General features: G+C 66.8%; 15 protein-coding genes. 6 read left to right on the forward strand and 9 right to left on the reverse strand.

Annotated elements, in window-relative coordinates:
- Window positions 1–42: 42 nt before the first annotated feature.
- The gene (locus O7621_RS02205; protein ID WP_282232501.1) at window positions 43–3,042 is read right to left on the reverse strand and encodes a helix-turn-helix transcriptional regulator; all 3,000 of its coding nucleotides are present in this window, start codon (window positions 3,040–3,042) and stop codon (window positions 43–45) included.
- Between the two features lie 132 nt (window positions 3,043–3,174).
- Complete coding sequence (locus tag O7621_RS02210) at window positions 3,175–3,798, reverse strand: BREX system ATP-binding domain-containing protein (RefSeq protein ID WP_282232502.1); 624 nt, start codon at window positions 3,796–3,798, stop codon at window positions 3,175–3,177.
- Window positions 3,799–3,837: 39 nt separating this feature from the next.
- Here O7621_RS02210 and O7621_RS02215 point away from each other — a divergent pair, with 39 nt between their 5' ends.
- The 3 genes from O7621_RS02215 to O7621_RS02225 all read left to right on the forward strand — a co-directional run bounded on the left by O7621_RS02215 (window position 3,838) and on the right by O7621_RS02225 (window position 6,813).
- Complete coding sequence (locus O7621_RS02215; RefSeq protein WP_282232503.1) at window positions 3,838–4,728, forward strand: hypothetical protein; 891 nt, start codon at window positions 3,838–3,840, stop codon at window positions 4,726–4,728.
- Window positions 4,729–5,729: 1,001 nt separating this feature from the next.
- Window positions 5,730–6,215 carry a hypothetical protein gene (locus O7621_RS02220; protein ID WP_282232504.1) on the forward strand — a complete coding sequence of 162 codons (486 nt, stop codon included), beginning with the start codon at window positions 5,730–5,732 and terminating at the stop codon, window positions 6,213–6,215.
- Window positions 6,205–6,813: a hypothetical protein gene (locus O7621_RS02225; RefSeq protein ID WP_281552900.1), complete on the forward strand. Its 609-nt coding sequence runs from the start codon at window positions 6,205–6,207 to the stop codon at window positions 6,811–6,813. Before O7621_RS02220 ends, O7621_RS02225 begins: the two co-directional genes overlap by 11 nt.
- Window positions 6,814–6,816: 3 nt before the next feature.
- Here the strand turns inward: O7621_RS02225 and O7621_RS02230 are convergent, their stop codons facing one another.
- The 4 genes from O7621_RS02230 to O7621_RS02245 form a co-directional block, all read right to left on the reverse strand.
- Window positions 6,817–7,224 (reverse strand): NUDIX hydrolase, encoded by a 408-nt coding sequence (locus O7621_RS02230; protein ID WP_282232505.1) that lies wholly within the window; start codon window positions 7,222–7,224, stop codon window positions 6,817–6,819.
- Window positions 7,225–7,277: 53 nt separating this feature from the next.
- A complete protein-coding gene (locus tag O7621_RS02235) occupies window positions 7,278–9,080 on the reverse strand; it encodes a hypothetical protein (RefSeq protein WP_282232506.1) in 1,803 nt (600 codons plus the stop codon).
- The gene (locus O7621_RS02240) at window positions 9,077–9,364 is read right to left on the reverse strand and encodes a hypothetical protein (protein ID WP_282234419.1); all 288 of its coding nucleotides are present in this window, start codon (window positions 9,362–9,364) and stop codon (window positions 9,077–9,079) included. The genes O7621_RS02235 and O7621_RS02240 overlap by 4 nt, the downstream gene beginning before the upstream one ends.
- Before the next feature lie 212 nt (window positions 9,365–9,576).
- Window positions 9,577–9,834: a hypothetical protein gene (locus tag O7621_RS02245; protein WP_282232507.1), complete on the reverse strand. Its 258-nt coding sequence runs from the start codon at window positions 9,832–9,834 to the stop codon at window positions 9,577–9,579.
- Between the two features lie 401 nt (window positions 9,835–10,235).
- On the opposite strand from O7621_RS02245, the gene O7621_RS02250 reads away from it, so the two are divergent.
- The 3 genes from O7621_RS02250 to O7621_RS02260 all read left to right on the forward strand — a co-directional run bounded on the left by O7621_RS02250 (window position 10,236) and on the right by O7621_RS02260 (window position 12,551).
- A complete protein-coding gene (locus tag O7621_RS02250; protein ID WP_282232508.1) occupies window positions 10,236–11,123 on the forward strand; it encodes a helix-turn-helix transcriptional regulator in 888 nt (295 codons plus the stop codon).
- Window positions 11,104–11,313: a DUF397 domain-containing protein gene (locus tag O7621_RS02255; protein ID WP_282232509.1), complete on the forward strand. Its 210-nt coding sequence runs from the start codon at window positions 11,104–11,106 to the stop codon at window positions 11,311–11,313. The genes O7621_RS02250 and O7621_RS02255 overlap by 20 nt, the downstream gene beginning before the upstream one ends.
- A gap of 233 nt (window positions 11,314–11,546) precedes the next feature.
- A complete protein-coding gene (locus O7621_RS02260) occupies window positions 11,547–12,551 on the forward strand; it encodes an EcsC family protein (RefSeq protein WP_282232510.1) in 1,005 nt (334 codons plus the stop codon).
- 1,356 nt (window positions 12,552–13,907) lie between these two features.
- Here O7621_RS02260 and pglX (O7621_RS02265) read toward each other — a convergent pair.
- The 3 genes from pglX (O7621_RS02265) to pglX (O7621_RS02275) all read right to left on the reverse strand — a co-directional run bounded on the left by pglX (O7621_RS02265) (window position 13,908) and on the right by pglX (O7621_RS02275) (window position 18,318).
- On the reverse strand, window positions 13,908–15,404 hold the full coding sequence (gene pglX / locus O7621_RS02265; RefSeq protein ID WP_348775305.1) for a BREX-2 system adenine-specific DNA-methyltransferase PglX: 1,497 nt from the start codon (window positions 15,402–15,404) through the stop codon (window positions 13,908–13,910).
- A 28-nt stretch (window positions 15,405–15,432) separates the two neighbouring features.
- A complete protein-coding gene (locus O7621_RS02270) occupies window positions 15,433–16,194 on the reverse strand; it encodes a transposase family protein (protein WP_282232511.1) in 762 nt (253 codons plus the stop codon).
- 69 nt (window positions 16,195–16,263) lie between these two features.
- Window positions 16,264–18,318 (reverse strand): BREX-2 system adenine-specific DNA-methyltransferase PglX, encoded by a 2,055-nt coding sequence (gene pglX / locus O7621_RS02275; protein ID WP_282232512.1) that lies wholly within the window; start codon window positions 18,316–18,318, stop codon window positions 16,264–16,266.
- Window positions 18,319–18,395 lie beyond the last annotated feature (77 nt).

The raw sequence follows: 18,395 nt of genomic DNA on the forward strand, positions 1-18,395 counted from the left end.
GCTCGCACCGTGTCACCAGATGATGCAACCGTCGTCTGCGGATCAGCGCGGTTGGTGCGCCGTCGGGGCGGTCCGGGCGTCGGAACGGTCGTCGGCGCGAACGACGAACGCGGCGAGGCTGGCACGCGACGGCAACCCGAGCTTGCGGTAGATCCGCGACAGGTGGGCTTCGACGGTACGGGGGCTGATGCCCAACGTACGGCCGATGGAACGGGTGGTCGCGCCGGTCGCCGCCTGCTGGGCGATCTGCTGTTCGCGGCGGGTCAACGTGCCGGCCTCGACCGAGGCTCCGCCGCCGCTGTCAGCCATGACCGGCGGCGCCGGTCGGTCGACCCGTTCGTCGAGCACGTTGCCGATCAGGGCCGAGCCGCACTGCTGGGCGAGCCGCCCGGCCCGCCGTCCTGCCCGCGCGGCCTGCTCGGGGTGTCCCAACAGGGCGTGCGCCGACACGCTGTAGGCCGATACCAGCCCTTCGAACAAGGACATTTCCGCGTGGCGGAAACACTCAGCTGCGGCCGCCAGGTGCCCGACGGCTGGTCCGGGCTCGCCACGGGCCAGGAGCACCTGGCCCAGTGCGGCGGCGGCGAACCCGGCCTGACCGGTGAGGCCGAGCCGGTCGGCAGCCGACCTGGTCCGGTCCGCCCAGAGCGCGGCGGCGGTGAGGTCGCGCATCTCCAGCGCCGCAGTCGTCAGCAGGTGGAACCATCGGGGACGCATCGATGTCTGTAGCGCGGAGAGCCGCCGATCGCGGCCGACTTGCAGCAACACGTCGATGCACGCCTGCGGGTCGCCGGCGGCGTACAGCGCGGTGCCGAGCGAGACCGCAGCGGTACGGCCGTACCAGCCGCCGGAGTCGGACGCGACCCGTGCGGCCTGCCGAGCCAGCCGGACCGCGTCTGGCCCGTCCTGCGGTCCCCCGGCCCACGCGGTCGCCTGCGCCTGGAAGCCGAGGGCGATGCAGTGCAGGTCGCGGCTGCCGATCCGGGCGGCCGCCGCGCCTGACTCCCGGGCCAACCGGATCGCGGTCGCCAGGTCGCCGGTGTGGATCGCCACCTGGCACCGGCCGAGCATGAACTGTGGCAGGGCGTCGTCGCGCCCGGCCCGGCTGCTCAGGGCGATACCACGGTCGAAGTGCCGGGCCGCGTCCCGGTGCCGTTCCAGGAACAACTCGGTGAGGCCGGTGGCAGCCAGACAGTCCGGATGATCGATCAGATCGGTGTCGGGTAGCCGGTCGATCACCGGTGTGACACTGGCCAGTCCCTCGCGGGCGGCGGGGACCCGCCCGTCGTGGATCTCGGCGAGCCCGCGTACCGCAGCCATGGTCAACCACACCGGTTCCTCGGCCTGCGGAGACACGAGACTTGCCACGGTGTCGATCACCGCCACCGCAGCGCGGGTACGGTTGGTCAGGATCGCCACCGAACCATATGCCGCCGCCAGCCGCGCCAACTCGCCCGGATCATGGCCGGACGGCACCTCGTCGAGCTCGTGGCTGAGCAACGCGTCGGCTTCGGCGTAGTTTCCGAGCAGCCACTCCACCCTACTGCTGAACGCGATCATGTCGGCGCGGTTCGTGTCCGACCGGGGCACCGTGTGCAGGACGTCGTGCAGCAGCACCCGACTTTCGGCGAGTTGTCCGGCAAGTCCGATCGCCCGGGCCCGCAGAAACGCGATCTGGCGCTGTCGTCGCGCAGTGCCGGGGTCGGCTGTCTGCGTCGGACCGGGTCGGCCGGCATCGGTGGCGAGCCGCAACCAGTCCGCCGCGTCCCGGGGTGCCACATCGATCGCCTCGGCGGCGGACAGCAGCACCTCGACTTCGTCGGGGCGGGCCGGCGCACGGTTCGCGCGCAGCACCTTCGCCACATGCGCCGCGCGTATCGCGGCCGGAGCCCCCCGTCGGGCGAGTTCATCGGCGGCCCGGCGGTGCGCCGCGACCCGCCAACCAGCGTCGGCCTGACCGAACGCACACCATCCCAGCACCGGGTGCCGAAACGCGAAGTCGGTCGTGTCGCCAGCCGGACGAATCAGATCGCGGCAGGACAGCTCCACGACGGCCGCCTGAACTTGTGGCGGGGGCAGATCGGCCACTGCGGCCAGCAGGTCGCCGTCGAAGGGGTCACCGAGCACTGCTGCGGCGGTCAACACGGTCGCCGCGACGACCGGCAGCTCGGCGATCTCGGCCTGTATCCGGATCAGCGCGGCGGCCGCGCGGCTGGCACCGGGTGGGGCAGCCACACCCGAGCGGGCGGGGTCGGCGGGGTCGGCGCCCCTCGACCCTCGGTTCCCGCCGCCACGGCGCAGCCAACCGGAGTGCGCCAGCAGATACAGCGGGTTGCCCCCGGCCTGAGCGTGTAGCCTGGCGAGTTCCGCCGGTGCCGGCCGCATGTCGAGCAACCTGGCGGACTCCGCTACGGACAGCGGGCCAAGTTGAATCCGGCGTACGGCTGACGACCCGTCGCGGTCCAACCGGGACGCCACCTGCCGGGGCCGGTAGACGAGTACGAGCAGCAGCGGCGCGGCGACCGGGTAGCGGACCAGGTGCCGGATCAGCCCCCAGGTCTGTGGATCAGCCCAGTGCAGGTCGTCGAGGACCAGGGCGAGCCCATCCCGGGCGTGATGGCCCAGCCGGCGGGCCAGACTCTGGTAGGTGCGGAACCGGCGTGGGTCGATCTGGTCGGTCGGGTCCGCATCTCCGGCCAGCCGATCCGACCAGCCGCTCTGGTGGCTGTCTCCGTCGTCCCGGTCGTCGACTGGGGACGACACGCCGGCGAGCGCGTTGCGGAACACATGGAAGGGCACCCGTTGCTCGGCCTCGGCACCGCTACCGGCGGCCCAGGTCAGCCCTCTCCGCCGGTACGGCGACAACGCCTCGTCGACCAGCCGGGTCTTGCCTATGCCGGGCTCGCCGGTGATCTCGACGACGACCTGACGCCGGGACCGCAGTGCCGCCACCGCGTTGCGAAGCGAAGTGAGTTCTTCGCCCCGGCCCGCAAAACAGTCGCTTTGCCCGGGTCGGTCGGAATCGTCAGGGGCGAGTGTCATCGTATCGTCCTGGTCGATCGCGATTCGGCCACGTGACTCAAGCCGCGAATATAGCAATTGAACGATTGATGTTCGCGCAGCTCAGGCAGGCTTGGCCTGCATTGCCACAACTTGCGCAAAGCGAGGACCGCATTATTCAGGGCCAGAAGGGACAAGCAGTTGGTTCACGTCGTGGTGGTCGAGCAGGCGGACCTGGGGAGCGCCTCGCAGGTGGTCGCTGGGCATCCAGAAGCTCTCCCCGTGTTCGAGGTGGCCGCCGGGCAGTGACCAGGTGCACTGGTACTCGATGTTCTCGCTCCCGCCAGCGTCGACACGAACCGGGTGCCCGTGCGAAGCACGACCAACGCGGCGGCCGGATCGGCCAGCCGGGCGGGGGTGGCGCCGGGGTGCACGAGCGAGGACCGCTCGTCGCGTACGCGGTGCAGCCGGTCGACGGTCCCAGTCGGCGAACTGGTCGGCGCGGTCGAGCCCGTCGCGGCCCGCGTCACTGACGGTGCCGGAGGCGAGTACGTCCCGGAGATCCAGCCGTCGAGGACGGGACGTGGCGCGCTGGCGGCGAACTTGTTCGGTGTTGAGGTGCTCGACGAGCCGGCGGTAGACGGTCTCCACCCGGCGCAGCGGGGTTTCCAGCTCTGAGCCCTGCACTTCGGCGGCGGCGAAGCCGCGCCGTTTGGCCCGTTCGGCCAGCCAGCGGGCGAAGAACGTCTCGCCGGCACCGTACTCGCCACGGACCGCTCTTGAAGACGCGGCCGCCACCGGCGACCCGGTCGAGCAGAACGCCTAACATCGGCATACGTGATCTCATTTGCGTTGTCGGCGACGCCACCGGCAGACGAACCGCCGGTGCTGCTGACCGCCGCCGTGTGGTCCGTGGCGGTGATGGCCGCACTATTGGTCAGCAGCCTAATGGCATACCTGCTACGGCGGCGACTTGAGCAGACGAACGCGATGCTCCAGCGGCTCGGTGAGCACGAGTACGTCAGGAGCGTCCAGCAACCGGTCGCCGCCGTTCTTGTCGGCGCCATGAGCGGGTACGGCATCAACATCGCGACTCAGAGCGCCGGCTGGCCGGGTTACCTGGGTTGGCTCCTCGGAATGCCGCTCCCGGTCGTGATGGTCGCTTGGGTCACCATTCGAAACGTTCGACAACGCAAGTTCGATGAGCAGTGGCCACCAGCGGAGGTATCTGTGGACGATCCGGTCCAGGTTCGTCGCGCCCTACGCCAAGTCATCGAGAGGGGCGCCGACGAGGAGCAGGCGGACTCCGTCGAACTCCATCGAGCTCTTGCGCACCTGCTGGATAGGGTCGTTCCAGTGCTGCGGACTCTTCGGGACCGCAGCCCACAGCGTTGGATGCGAGATCACCGGAAGACCGCCGTTGCCTTGCTCTGCTGGGCGGTGCCGACACTCACAGCAGTGGCGGTGGCGGCATTCCCGCACTTGCGTGACGGGCGGCGAGGTGCCTGGACGGTGCTGGCCGCAGCTGCTCTGGTGATCGTCTTCATCGTCCTCGGCCTGCTGACTTTGTCGTACCGATACAGCCGCTACCGGTACGCGCTACTTGCCGACGAGGTGGAGCGGTCCGCCGGGGCGGTCCGCCGCAGGATGGCCGAGCGCCGATTCGGCATTTCCACCACCGACGACGGCCCACGCCGACGACGAATTCTCACTGATACCGCGAGTTGACGCGTGTCCCGGCCCTCGTCACCCATCCGGGCGCGCAGCCGGGCCGCGTCGGTCAGCAGCGCGTCGGACCGGTGTACGGCGGGCGTCGGCGCGTCGGGGTGCAGTGCGGTGATCTGGTTGAGGTAGCCCTCCAGCACGGCCTGCTCGACTGAGCGGGCGTCGAGCATGTGGAAGGTGAGGGTGAGCAGCCGCCGCCCGGTGAGCCACTTGTCGGCGGCGACCACCTGCTCGCCGAGGTTGCGCAGCGCGCGGGCGTCGGGGTTGCCGTGCAGGATCTCCCGCAGTACGGCCATGAAGTGTGACTTGCCGGAGCCGAAGGAGCCGTGCAGGAAGGTTGCCTGGGACCGGCCGGTGGTGACGGCGTGCTCGACCTTGGCGAGTGCCTTGGTGAAGCTGTCCCGGAGCTGGTCGGTGACGACGTAGTTGGCCAGGTCGGCACCGGCGGCGGCGCGTACGACGAAGTCGGAGTCGCCCACCGAGGTCGGGATGTTGATCAGATCCCGCAGCAGTGTCATCCCGCTCCCCTCCACCCGGTTGAGCACGTGTGAAGCCGTGACCGCCTCAGCCCGTCGATCCTAGGCGGCAAGCGCCGGCAAGCCCAGACACGTCGCCCACAGTTCGCCTCGTCCCGTGATGGAGCGCACGCGCCATACCTGGTAGCGCGGCGAAGATTGTGCAATCAGTTCGATGTAGGCAAACTCCCACTACATCCACGTTCATCAACGCCGCTAAGATTGAACACGATATTGACGTTGCGGTATCATCACCGTACGCACACCCCTGACAACCAAGAGTTGATCAAAAAAGTCAGATAGCCGACAGATGTGACCCCGCGAGCAAAGATCAACACTATCCGCACATCAATCACCACCAGCAGTTACCCATGATCATCAGTCAGATAACGGAGAGATGCGAAGAAGAGCCCAACAGCCCAGCTTGCCCGATTAGCTGTTTTTTGCACGTCAAAATCAACAACACGAAAGCTCTTATGATCCTCAGTCATGCGGGAGAGCAACAAAGACGATCATGATGAGGTCAGCGAACACCCACAGAAGCAGATAGACGACCTCGAAAAAGAGAAACTACGGCTGCAAATCGATCGATCAAACCTGCGAGCTGAACGGGCCGAGCAGGCACTCAAGCAGCTGAGGGAAGATAGCAGAAAGGGCCACAAGTTCCAGATTACTCAAGGGATTGTCGACGGCACGCGGTGGATCGCGGTCATCGCCGTAGCATGGATTCCACTTCAAGCGGTGCAGCCTATCGCCGCCGCCTTCGCCGGCGAGACAACAGCCGTGAATGCCGACATAAGAGTAAGCATAGCAGTTGCCTACTCCGTTGCATCCACCACCATTCTTGGCGTGACAGCAAATCAGAGTCGCCTGAGGAAGAAGAAGATCAAGCAACAGAGAGAGCGCCTTGACAAACTAGAGAAGGAGCTGGAGAGCGCGAATAGCCGACAGAAAGAGGAAGAAAATGCACATTGACTCGCTGGCATTCTTCATAATGCTGATCTCTGCAGCCCTGTCACCATTCCTGCTAATTTATCAGCTTACCCGCCTAGCGCACAGCCAATTTCGCAACGAGCTGTGGCTAATTCGAGACGGACTAGTCGACGACCTACGAACCGGGAGGATTCAACGCAGCCCCGCCGCGGAGCGCCTTCTCAAACTGGTGAAGACCCATATCAGCGTCGCCGGGCGACACACTTTGACCGATGCGTTGATCGCACTCGCCATCTTCAAACCTGCCAACAGCACCCCGATTGCGGACCAGATCCTAGGCGACGTGCCACCACGCGACCGTCCGATACTAGCCGAGTATCTACGGCGGCTGCAGGACGCGAGCCTGAGACACATCAGCCGCGCTTCTGCGGCCAGTTGGCTGATGGCGGTGTCCTTCAAAGCACTCCGCCGGGCCGCGCGCACCTCCGGCAAACGGGAACGGGCCGAGAAGCACAGCATGCAGACGATCCGCGAGGATCTGGATCACGTCGAGGTACAGCTCATGCCACGGCTGATGCCATCACGGAGCGCCCGGAAAAGCAGAAGAAACCGGTCGGAGATGCCGACCCTCGTCGGCTGATTGTCACGGCAGCAGCTGCGCCAGGTCGTGCTGGTCGAGCAGGTTGCGCATGGGGAGGAAGAGTGGATCAGGCATCGTGGGCGGGGCGATCCAGCGGAGGTCGACAAACTTGTCCGGCTCGCGGACCTGTGGACTGCCCCGTAGGCGGTCACTGATCATCCAGATCGTCACGTAGTGCCGGGCGGCGTCGAACACGTCGTTGGTTACCGCTCCGAAGCGTACGTTGGTGATCTCGACGCCGGTTTCCTCCTCGACCTCCCGCCGCGCGGTCTGCTCGAAGCTCTCCCCGTGTTCGAGGTGGCCGCCGGGCAGCGACCAGGTGCCGGCCCCGTGGGCACCTTTGCGGAAGCCCATCAGGAAGCGACCTTCGCTGAGCACGAAGACCGCCACACCGACCCTGGGTTGCTGCACGCCCACCACCTAAACGCCCAGCAACCCGAGCCGTCAACATCGTCAGGCAGAGGCTACCTCGGGTGGTCTGTGGTGAGGGTGTGGGTGCCGTCGGGGTGGAGGCGGACAGTGACAGGTTCGCCGGGCCGGGTGGCGGCGTGGCGGCGTACCTGGGTGATGCAGGTTGTGGTGTCGGGGAGGGTGCCGGCCGCTGCGGGCTGTTGCGGCACGGGGATCGGCGTGGTCGGGTCGGTGGGGATGGTGGCGCGCAGTGCGCCGTGCAGATAGCGGTAGCACAGCGCGACGGCTTCGGGCAGGGCGGCGCTGGTGGGCACGGGGTCGACGGCCAAGCGTGTGGCCGGGTCGACGACCCGGACGGACCAGGAGTGGCCCTGGGACAGTTCGGGTCGGCCGATGGTGTTGCGGTGGTCGATGACGGTGATGTCGAGGGCGAGGCCGAGGCCGCGTACGAGGGCGGCGAGTTCGTCGAGGGTGGGGCCGGGCCAGCCGGTGGCGAGGACCATGATGCGGGCGCCGTCGTAGGTGGCGCCGACTTCACCGAGGTACGCGTCGAGCGGGTCGCCGCCGGTGTGGGGGACCTGGCTGACACCGTTGCGCAGGTGCTGGTCGGTGACGTGTTCGCCGTCGATGTCGGTCAGGTCGGTCGGCTGCACGCCGAACTGCGCCGCGAGCGAGCCGATCTGGTAGTGCTCGTCGAGCTGCCACACGGTGGTGCCGGACGGCCGGTCGGTGAGCACCAGGGTGGGCGGTTGCGGGCCGACGGCGGCTTCCGGGTCGCCGGTCGGGTCGCTGTCGGGTCGCCAGTTGCGGTGCACGGTCCGGCCACGCAGGTCGGTGACGGTGAGCACCGCGCCGCGTCGCACCTGGCGGGTGCCGTAACAGTCCAGGCAGTACGGCGGGTCCGGCCGGTCGGCGCACCGGGTGCAGGGGTGGGTGGGGATCGGCTCGCCCCGGTGTTTCGGTGCCGGCGGTTCCCAGCCGCGGACGAACGTGCCGGGGGTGTCGGCGGGTCGCAGGCTGGTGTGCCACCAGTGCCGGTTACGCCAGATGGCCTGCGCGCCGCCGTGCTGTTCAGCGTCGGCGGTCATGCGGCGTTCGACCTGGTCGAGGTCGTGGCCGCCGGGGTGCCCGTCCAACCCGACCGGCACCGTATTGGTGGTGAGGGCAGTCTCGGTGAGGTAGTGGGCGGGTAGGTGCGGGTTGGCGACGGTCAGGCCGGTGACGGCCCGTTCGGCGGGGATGGCGGCGAGCGCGGTCGGCAGGTCGGCGATCCACCGGTGCTGGTAGTCGGGCACCGCACCGCCGGCATGTTCGAACCGGACGTCCCAGCTGAGCCCGCGCCCGATGGAGCTGGGCCGGACTTCGAGGACCAGGTCGACGTGCAGCTGGTCGGCGAGCGCACACAGCCGACCGAGCAGCCGGCCCGGGTCGCCCGGTGGCGGCGGCTCGACGCTGCGGCCGATCAGCACCAGCCACGGCGACACCAGCCGGTTTGTGAGCGCGACGGCTTCCCACCGCAGCCGGTCGGACTGCGGGATGCCGGGCTGCCACTGCCGGGGCAGCGTCAACCCGGACGACGGCAGCCGACCGGGCTCGTCGGGGAAGTCCGGGTCACGCAACGTCGCCTCGACAACGCCCGCGCGGGCAGCGAGGTCGGTGACGATCGGCGCGTACGGCAACCACCACGTCCCACCCGGCGTCGGCAACGGCGTGAACGATCCGGGAACGAGGCTGGTCGAGGCCACCTGCCCGGTGTCGAGGTTCGCCACGGTGAACACCCGTTGCGCCCGCCGCCGCTCCGCGCCGACCCCGACCACGTGCAGCGAGCCGGCCGGCACCTTGTCGACGCCGTTCACGCCGCCACCCCCGCCCCGAACCGGTGCGACTGCTCGAACTGCTCCGACTGCCAGTCCCGCAACGCCTGCTTGAGCCGGGCATTCTCCTCCTGGGTGGAGCCAAGTTCGGCGCGCAGCGCGGTCAACTCGTCGGCCACCAGATGCAGAAACGCCCGCACCTCGACCGGGTCGCAGCCACGCCGAACCCGGTCGCCGAACGACCGGTCGCGGACCAGTCCGGGGCTGATCGACGGCCGCACCGGCCGCCCGTACAAGTGACCGGCAGCGTTCGGGGCAGGCCGCACCGGCGAACGCTGCCCGGCAGCGGCGTCGGTCGGGCGCCGGTCGTGGCGGGCGATCTCGGCGAGCAACCGCCGGTTACGCCGGCTCCGCACCGGCCGCCGGCGGAACAGGTCAAAGAACCTACGCACAGCAGGAACCACCTTTCACACAATCGAAAACCTTCAGAGGTACGGGTAAAGGGCGCGCGGCTCACGTAGCGCTGCCGCTGCCCTGGTCAGCGGTGCCGGTGCGGGCGGGGTGCCCAGCGGAGACCGTCGCGCTGGACGAAGATCTCCCGCCGTTCACGGGCTTCACCGTCGGCTGCCAACACATAGCCGGTGAGCCAGACCCAGCCGTCGTACGTCCAGCGCTTGTCTACTGTCGTCACCCGGAACCGGAAACCGCGCCCGGCCGCGAACTGCACACTCGCCCGACCATCGATGATCAACTCGTCGCCGGGGCGGGGATCGGCCGGTGACCGGTCGGCCGGCACGCTACCGATCAGCCGCCGGCACCGTCGTCCGACCGCAGTCGGGACACCACCGCGACTTGACCTTGAAACTGAACAACCCGACGAAGAACCCGAGCAGGATTCCGGAAACCAGGGCACCAAGCGCCACCATGATCAACCCTTCTGATTGGGCTGGGGACGACCGGGCGGGCCGTTACCGCAGCCTGCCCGATCACCTGGGATTTCAGCGGAACGCAGCGGAAAACGATCAAGGCACTCGCCGTTCCCCGCTACCCAGTAGTCGGCCAGTTGATCAACCGTCCACGTTCGATACCTGGCCCACATTGACAGGGAAAGCGTGATCTTGCAACACCGCATCTGGTAGAAAAATAGTTGGCTCAGGGACTCGTCAAACGACGGGCTCATAGCGCAGACTGTCCGTTGTGGCAGGAACCCCAACCGTCCAGCGACGACGGCTCGCGACCGAGCTTCGCGCACTTCGCGAGGCTGCCGGTCTGACAATCGACCAGGTCATCCAACAGGTGAAGATCAGCAAGTCGACGTTGTCCCGCGTCGAGAACGCCCAGGTCTCGGTGACGACGCGGAACGTCACGAAGCTGCTGCGCCTCTACGGCGTACCCGACAAGGACGCTGTCGGGCTCATCGAACTCGCCCGCGACGCCCAGAAGTACAACTGGTGGGTCGACTACTCCGCCGCCATGCCGCACGGGCTCGACGGGTACATCGCCTTCGAGGACGAGGCGACTCAGCTCCGCACCTACGACGTGCAACTCGTCAACGGCCTGCTCCAGACCTCGGACTATGCCCGCGCCATCATCGGCGCGGAGTTTCCGGAGGGTCCACCGGAGAAGATCGAGGAGCGGATCGAGCTGCGCCTCGCCCGCCAGCGAATCCTTGAGCGGCGCAAGCCACCCAGGCTGTGGTTCATCTTCGACGAAGCCGTGCTGCACCGACCGATCGGCAGCCCGCAGGTGATGGCAGCCCAGCTCGAGCACATGATCACCATGGCGCAGCGTCCGTCGATCACCGTCCAGGTACTGCCGTTCCGCCAGGGTGCCCACATGGGCATGGGCGGCCCTTTCGCGATGCTCGACTTCAGCAACCACCCGACGGTCGTCTACCAGGAGAATCTGAGTGGCGCTCTGTACCTGGACAAGGACTACCATGTGGAGATGCACGGGCTGGCGTTCGACCATCTCCGTGCGACCGCGCTCTCACCCGCCGACACGCTGGCCTTCCTGCGGATGAGGGCCGAGGCGATCCTGGAGCAGGGAGCAAGGGAGAGCACCGATGACCACCACCCCCGGTGATCCGCAGCAGCCGTTCTGGCGCAAGAGCACCCGCAGCAACGGTCAGGCCATGTGCGTCGAGGTCGCCACCAACGTCCCCGCCACAGTCCTCGTACGCGACAGCAAAGACCCCGCCGGCCCGGCACTCACCTTCTCCCCCGCCGGCTGGACGTCCTTCCTCTCCACCCTCACCCCCGACGCTCCTCACTGACCCGAGACAGAGAGCTGTGTCCATGCTGAGGGCAGACGACTGGAGTGCGGCATTCAGCGGGTGGATGTTCCGGCCCTCCACCGTTTAGGCGATGTCTGCCCTGAGCGCAAGCGACGTACCCTCGATCGTCTGTGGACTGTATGCCTGGCCTGGTCGTCGGCCGAAGCTCACCGCCGCCTGCCGTCCGGCAGTGCCATCATGACCCAGTCATCCCAGTCGAATGGAGGCCATCGATGAGCACTGTCGCTGACTCGCTCGCCGACGGCGCAACCCCGATGAGTGCATACGAAGAGCAGGTGTGGGACAGGCTCAACGAGCACTGGCAGCGCCGCAACAACCGCCGTGGTTTACCGAACTGGGCGAGCACTGCACTCGATCGCTCCGGCGAGGTCGCGCGAAACGCCGCGAGCCGGGCCACCAGGGCGGTACCGGAGACGATCAAGGAACCAGTGCGCCGCGGAGGCGACGCGGTTGCCAGCATGGCCCTGCGGCCAGCGGCCGAGGCTGCCGCAGCGCTGCTGGAGTTGGTCAACGCCTGGGCCTTGGAGCTCAACGACCCGAAGGGCGTCGAGAAGATTGCCCGCAAGCGCGGCATAGAGCTGAACAGTTTCACTGAGCTGCGGCAGCAGGACCTCAAGGCCTGCGACCGGCTACTGACCCGCAACACACTGAGGTGGCGTTCCGCCGGCGCGGTCGAAGGTGGTGCCATGGGCTTGCTGGCCCTGGTCCCCGTAGCAGGGATCCCCGCCGCAATTACTGCCGACATCCTCGTCATCCAGGTCCTGAGCACCTCGATCGCGTCGCGCATCGCGTACTCCTACGGCTACGACGCCAAAGACCCCTCGGAGCAAGCTTTCATCGAACGCCTGGTGCACCGGTCCTTCATGGCACAGGCAGCCAAGGTCGGGCCGCTGCGCGACACCGCACGAGCGGCCAGCGCTCTGAAGGGACGCGTGAGATTCTCCGCCAAGCTCCGTGCGGACCATCGCCTCGTGGTCGCCCTTGAGAAGTTGCTGCAGCACTTGGGTCCGGCTGGTGCCAGGGTTCCAGTTCAAAACGTCGCCAAGGCCGTACCCATCGTGGGCATCCTCATCGGTGCCGGGGTGAATTCCACAGTCCTCGGCAACGTGGCCGCCGATGCCCAGCGATACTGCCAAACCCGTTTCCTGTGCGACAAGTATGGACTGCCGATGCCGGCCGCACTGGCCACCTATCAGACCGAGACCGACGCCATGTAAACCGTAGATAGCCCTCGAAATCGGCGAGATAACAGGAATCTAAGCACGTCTGCAGAACTACGCGACCCGGTCCGATCAGCAGCTCAGCACCGGCATCAGAGTCGACTTGCGGTATCGACAGCACTGGCGAGGATGACATCAATCTCGTCCCCGCTCGCCCGCCCACGGGCACGACTGCAGACCGACAGTCTCAGAGATCAGGCGTGACAAATGATCGATACAGGATAGCCCCGTGTACACCTATAGTCGACGCCGGAGCCCTACTAGTATAAGATCAAGTAGAGCGTCATGCAGGAAGTGCAGCTTGGTAAACGGGAAGGAGACCGCTAACGCGATTGGAGTTGTCGTGGCGAGGCACAGGTACTTGGTTGTCGGGGCACTGATCCTAGGAGCCCTGGTGAGTTGCACCAAGTCCTCGACCGGGGAGGCATGTCGGCTCGTTGGCGTCCAAACCGGGATCGGTCTCCGCATTGCTCCGGTGGTAGCGGAGCAGGTAGGGACGGCAGAGATTATGGCCTGTTGGGACGCCTCCTGTCGGACGCGACAGGTCGCCATCTTCCCGGGTGGTGCGGTTGGCGGCAGCGGCTGCGCCGAAGACGGACTGGACACAGTCTGTTCAGCAGGCTCCGTGGCCAGTGGAAACAAAGCCGGCTTCGCCTCAATCCCCGACCTGCCACCCAGCCCAGTCGAAGTAACTCTGACCTTGGCTGACGCAACGGGCACTCAAATCGTCAACCAGACCTTGACTCTTACCGCGAAGCAGGTCGATGTCCCGGGAGGAAACTGTAGCGGTGGGCTGCAGGGGCACCTCGAGGTCGACGCCGATGCGAACGTGCGCTCGGAGGCCTGACCTTAATCTTCGCCAGCCGCTTCGGCTAGGAATTGGAACGCACTGTCCGACTACCTGAAAGACCTGCGCTGGCTGCCGGCGGACGCCTACCTGGTGATCCTCGACAACAACCCCAATACCGTAGTGCCGCGCCACCACATCGCCGGGAGTCCCGGACATCAGACCAGAGCTTGGCCACGTACTCGTTCGCGTTCTGCACGGCAGCCTCGAACCGCCGGACCGCCAACTCGGCCTCACGCTCCAACGAGCCCAGCTTCGCCTTTGCCTTCTCGACCTCGTCATGGGTGCTGTCATGCATCGTGGCCCGCGCCAAGGCACCCGCTTCCTCAGCCTCAGCGAGTGCCTGTCCAAGGATCGGGCACCCCCTGCCGGACTGCCTCGTTGCCCAGCTCGACCGTGCGCTTCACATCGTCAACGCTCATCGGCTACCGCTCCATCACCCTCCCGCTACAAGCCGAACCTATCGAACGCCGACACCGTCCAACAGGGTCGGACGATGTCGGGTCCTACTCGGGGAGGCCGCGGAGCAGGGACAGTGCGGTGCGGTCCGAGCTGAGGGTGGACAGCTCGGTGTCGATGAAGTCGGTGTAGAACTGTGCCGGCGAGCCGGGGTAGCCGGGGCGTTCGGCGGCGTACCACTGGTGTAGCCACGGTTCCAGCTCCAGCAGCCCGGCGAGCAGCGGCAGCAGGCGGTGCGCCTCCCACGCCTCCTGGCTGCGCCGATTCACGTACACCGTGGCCAGCGCCTGCGCCTGCGCCAGGTGGTCCCACCCGGCCCAGCCGAGCAGCAGGCTGGAGTCCGTGTCGCGACCCATCTCCGGGTACGAGATGAACCGCTCCTTCGGCACATCGAGCTTGCCTCGCGCCTTCGCGTACGACGGCCGGACGAAGTCCGCCGACGTGTACTTCGGGGGCACGTCGATCTCCACCGTCTCCCCGGCGTCCTCGCGCCGCTGCTTCTCCCAGGTCTGCTCCCACAACACCCGCTTACGCAGCCCGGACGGCTTGTAGCGTTGCTTCGGCAGGAACGGCACATGCTCAGTGGCGACCAGCTTGTCGAGCGCGACGACCAGGCTCATGCCCTCGTACTCCGGCAGCAGCGCCAACACCTGCTGGAAGTCAGCGTCGCCGGCCACCCGGTCGGCTAGCTGCGCCACCGACAGCGGCTCCGGCGTGCCGCCCCACAACTCCGGGGCCTCCAGCCGCTCCAACAGCCAGTCCCGCAACGCATCCGCCTGCATCTTGGCCCAGCCATCGGTCTTCCAGCGACGCTTGCACTCCGGACGCTCGATCAGCTGAAGGTGCCGGTTTCCGGCCGTGGCAGAGATTCGTCGTTCCACCAGGTCGCGGTAATCCGCCGGCCAGTCGGGGTTGGGCTTGTCCACCGGTACGGAGTCGTGCCGCACGAACCAGGCCGTCTCCACCTTCTGCTGCACCATCGTGATCTCGAACGCCCGCTCACCAAGGCTCAGCCCTGGCGGGTCCGGATGGGTCAGATCCTCATCCATCAGCCCGTAGAGCCGGTAGACCTCCCAGTCCAGCTCCTCCTGAAGCGCGATCATCCGCGCCCGGACCAGGTCGTACTCGGCACGCGCCAGTGCCAGCCGCTCCACAGTCGGCACCTCCGACCCGGCCACCGCCGCCGGAGTCAGCTCGCCCAGCCGCTGCGCCAACGTGTCAAGCTCGCGCGCCCGCTTCAACGGGAACTCTGCAGGCAACGGAAAACGCTCAATGTTCGAAGCATTGAGCGCATACCGTTCCATCCACCCTTCTGGCTGGATACCCCTGCCTACGCCGCTACCCCCCTTAGGGAAGCAGGTCTGCTTCAGCCAGAAACAAGCGACGGAACTGTTTAGCACACCCATCAACTTGAGGTGATCATCCTCCGTTGCGCCCTCCGGAAGCTTGATTACCGGTGCCGTCTGCTTGAAGACCTTCCCGCCTCGATCCAAAACAAGGTGGTTGTGCGTGGCCACCTCCGCAAACGCAATCGACAGCGGAATCCGTTATGCAGATGGAGTATGCTGAGGTCTATTCACAGGCGATCCTGTAGAGATGCAGCCCGATGGCACAGGAGATCGTTTCTGTGAAGGTCGCGAGCGGTCTGCGGTAGTCGGTGTGCAGGATTCGCCATGTCTTCAGGTTCGCGATGACCTGTTCGACGACCCAGCGGATCTTGTTGACCTGCCTGTTGTATTCCTTCTGCCACTCTGTGAGCTCGCCGCCCTTGGGCTTCTTGTACGGGGTTATCATGCCGTTGCCGACGTATCCTTTGTCGCCGATCCAGTCTCCAGGGTTCAGGCTGGCGAGAACACCGGTGTCGTTGATCGCGTACGAGTCGTGGTGGTTGCCGGTGACGGGATCGGAGATCCAGGCGAGCGCGCCGTCGAGGGTGCAGGCGACCTGGACGCTCATGCCCGTGGTCTTGTGCTTGCCGGAGTACAGACAGCGGTGCGTGCGCCATGACCAGCAGGGGAACAGAGTGCCGTCGACGATGTACTGGGCGGTCGGGTCGAGCTCGTCGGCGGTCGGCGCGAACCCCGTCAGCACGCGGTCGAGGACCGGGGTGATGCCGGTGACCGCCCGGGAGATCGTCGACTGGGAGACGCCGTGCGCCTCGGCGATCTCCGCTTGGACGCGGTTGCGCCGCATGTAGGTCAACGTGACCACGAGGGCGCGGTAGAGGCCGAGGATCGGTGGCCACGGTTCCATGCCCAGGTTCCGGCATTCGGTGCGGACCAGCACGCAGAGGTCGCGGATCTGATCGGTCGTGAAGCCGGTGGTATGATACATGTTCGGCGGTCCGCTTTTCTTTGGTTGTTGTGTGGTAACTCCATCCTATGGGAGGGTGGGCCGTCTCGTTTATCGGGTGGGTCCACTGTGGGCTATCGGGGCCCTGCTGAATAAGCCTCGCTGATGATACTCCCACCACTTAAGACCGGCTTGCTCCATATTACCCACAAAGGTGCGCCGCTCTGCAAGCAACTTTCGCCAAAGCCAGAGTTCTTCCTCAAGCCCTTTCTCGCCGAGTTCAGCACTGTAGGGATACCAGATTAGATCTTCGGATTCGGCTTTCCAGTCCCTTACCGCTTCCCCTACGATCAGCGGCCGCAGAGCCCTACGGTCAGCACGAGTCGTCAATGTCCTGCCGGCAGGTCGCATGAACACCTCGTCGGCACCGGCTCGGATCGCACGACCAATCGGCGGATCGACGAACTCCAGCAGCACCTCTGCCGAAAAGCCTTCCAACGCTTGCACGAGTTCTGCTGCACCGCCGCCGGAGAGGCTCCAGGGGTGTTTGAGGAGGCGGGAACGGTCGAGATCCTGGACGGTGACCCAGCGGGACGCGGAGCCGGGCGCGTCGATCTGGTCGACGATCGCCTGCCAGACGAGGCCGTCGGCCGGGTTGTCCGGGGTCGTCGGCTCGCCCTGCACACCGAGGACGGCGCGGACGACCGGGAGGCGGCGGCGGGCGTTGGTGCGGCCGATCAGGATCACGGTCGGGGTGCCGTGGCCGGGGATGTAGGCACCGGAGGTGTCGATGACCTCGCTCAGCTCGACGTCGTGGGCGAAGTAGTCCTCGATCAGCTTCTTGCCGAATTCGCGCTTCATGAAGGCGTTGCCGGTGATCTGGCCGACGTAGCCAGCACCCTCGCCGTACTCGTCGGATTTCTTCGCCAGGTCAAAGAAGCGCTTGGCGAAGGGCACGGTCAGTGCGTACTGCCTGTGACAGACGCCCGGGTAGATGCTGCGGTAGAGCTTGTTGCGGGCCGGGTCGGCGACGGTGATGTAGGGCGGGTTGCCAACCACCACCGTGTACTGACCGACCTCCAGATACTCGGCTAGCAGTTCGTCGTCTTCGCTCTCGTACGCGAAGACCGGCCTACCCTCGAATGCTGCCAGCAGGTCGCCCTGTGCGCGGGAGGCGCGGCCCCACTCCAGCAGGGAGTCGCCGGTGGCGACGCGGGCGGGGAAGGCGGGGCAGCGTTCGAGCTTGTGCCACTTACCGAGCTTGATCGCGGCGACCAGCAGCCGGAAGCGGGCGATGGCGACCGCGAAGGCGTTGATGTCGACGCCGGTGACCTGGCCGAGCGCCCGGTCGACGATGGCCCGGATGTCGGTGGTCGGCTCCCGCTTGCGCCACTCGCGCACCAGCCGGTCGAACGCGCCGAGCAGGAAATGGCCGGAGCCGCATGTCGGGTCGATCACCTTCATCTCGGGCAGGCCGAACTCGCTCAGCGCCGGCTCGAAGGTCCGGTCCAGGATGAACTTCTCGACGAACACCGGGGTCTGCAACAGCGCGTACGTCTTCTTCGCGTGCGTCGACAGCTCCTGGTAGAGGTCACCGAGGAAGCGGGTGTCCAGGGTCTTGCTGCGCAGCGACACCCGGCCCTCGCCCGTACGGAAGAAGTTGCTCAGCCCCTCCGCGGCCGCGCCGGAGATGTCGAAGCGCCACACCGGGTTGTGCTTGTCGAAGATCTGCGCCGTCGGGCGCAGCCTGCCCAGGTAGCGGAACGCTTCCCGCAGCCAGTGCCGGTCGTTGTGCAACGAATGCTCGGCCTCGATCAGGTACGCCTGCCGCCGCTGCATCCCCGCCTCGGCCGGGGCCGCCGGGTCGTCCCCGCCGATCCACAGCCCGTCGATCAGCTCGTTGTCCTCGCAGAAGCGGACGAACACACAACCCAGCACCCAGGCCACCGCCGCCTGGTCGAGCACGTCCTCCAGCCACACCTCGAACGCGCCGGCCAGCCGCTCGGCCTTCTTCGCCTTCTCGTACTCCTGCAGCAGCTCGGCCCGCAGCGACAGCGACTCCGGCTCCGCGAGCCGCTTACGCAGGTCGTCGACCAGGTGTTTCACCTGCGCCTGCATCGCCTGCTGGAGTCGCCGTCGCGCGTCTTCGTCGAGTTCGTCGAGCACGGCTGCGATCCTACGGCCCAGCACCGGCATCACGCCCCTGCCAACATGCGGTATCCGCAGCCGCGCCGCCGGGTGCC

The sequence above is a fragment of the Solwaraspora sp. WMMD937 genome (assembly GCF_029581175.1).
Taxonomy (GTDB): domain Bacteria; phylum Actinomycetota; class Actinomycetes; order Mycobacteriales; family Micromonosporaceae; genus Micromonospora_E.

What these genes read in the sequence shown, in the direction of transcription:
- O7621_RS02255 (WP_282232509.1), top strand. Translation starts at nt 11,104, where the DNA reads ATGACCACCACCCCCGGTGATCCGCAGCAGCCGTTCTGGCGCAAGAGC.
- O7621_RS02205 (WP_282232501.1), bottom strand. Translation starts at nt 3,042, where the DNA reads ATGACACTCGCCCCTGACGATTCCGACCGACCCGGGCAAAGCGACTGT.
- O7621_RS02270 (WP_282232511.1), bottom strand. Translation starts at nt 16,194, where the DNA reads ATGTATCATACCACCGGCTTCACGACCGATCAGATCCGCGACCTCTGC.
- O7621_RS02260 (WP_282232510.1), top strand. Translation starts at nt 11,547, where the DNA reads ATGAGCACTGTCGCTGACTCGCTCGCCGACGGCGCAACCCCGATGAGT.
- O7621_RS02225 (WP_281552900.1), top strand. Translation starts at nt 6,205, where the DNA reads ATGCACATTGACTCGCTGGCATTCTTCATAATGCTGATCTCTGCAGCC.
- O7621_RS02220 (WP_282232504.1), top strand. Translation starts at nt 5,730, where the DNA reads ATGCGGGAGAGCAACAAAGACGATCATGATGAGGTCAGCGAACACCCA.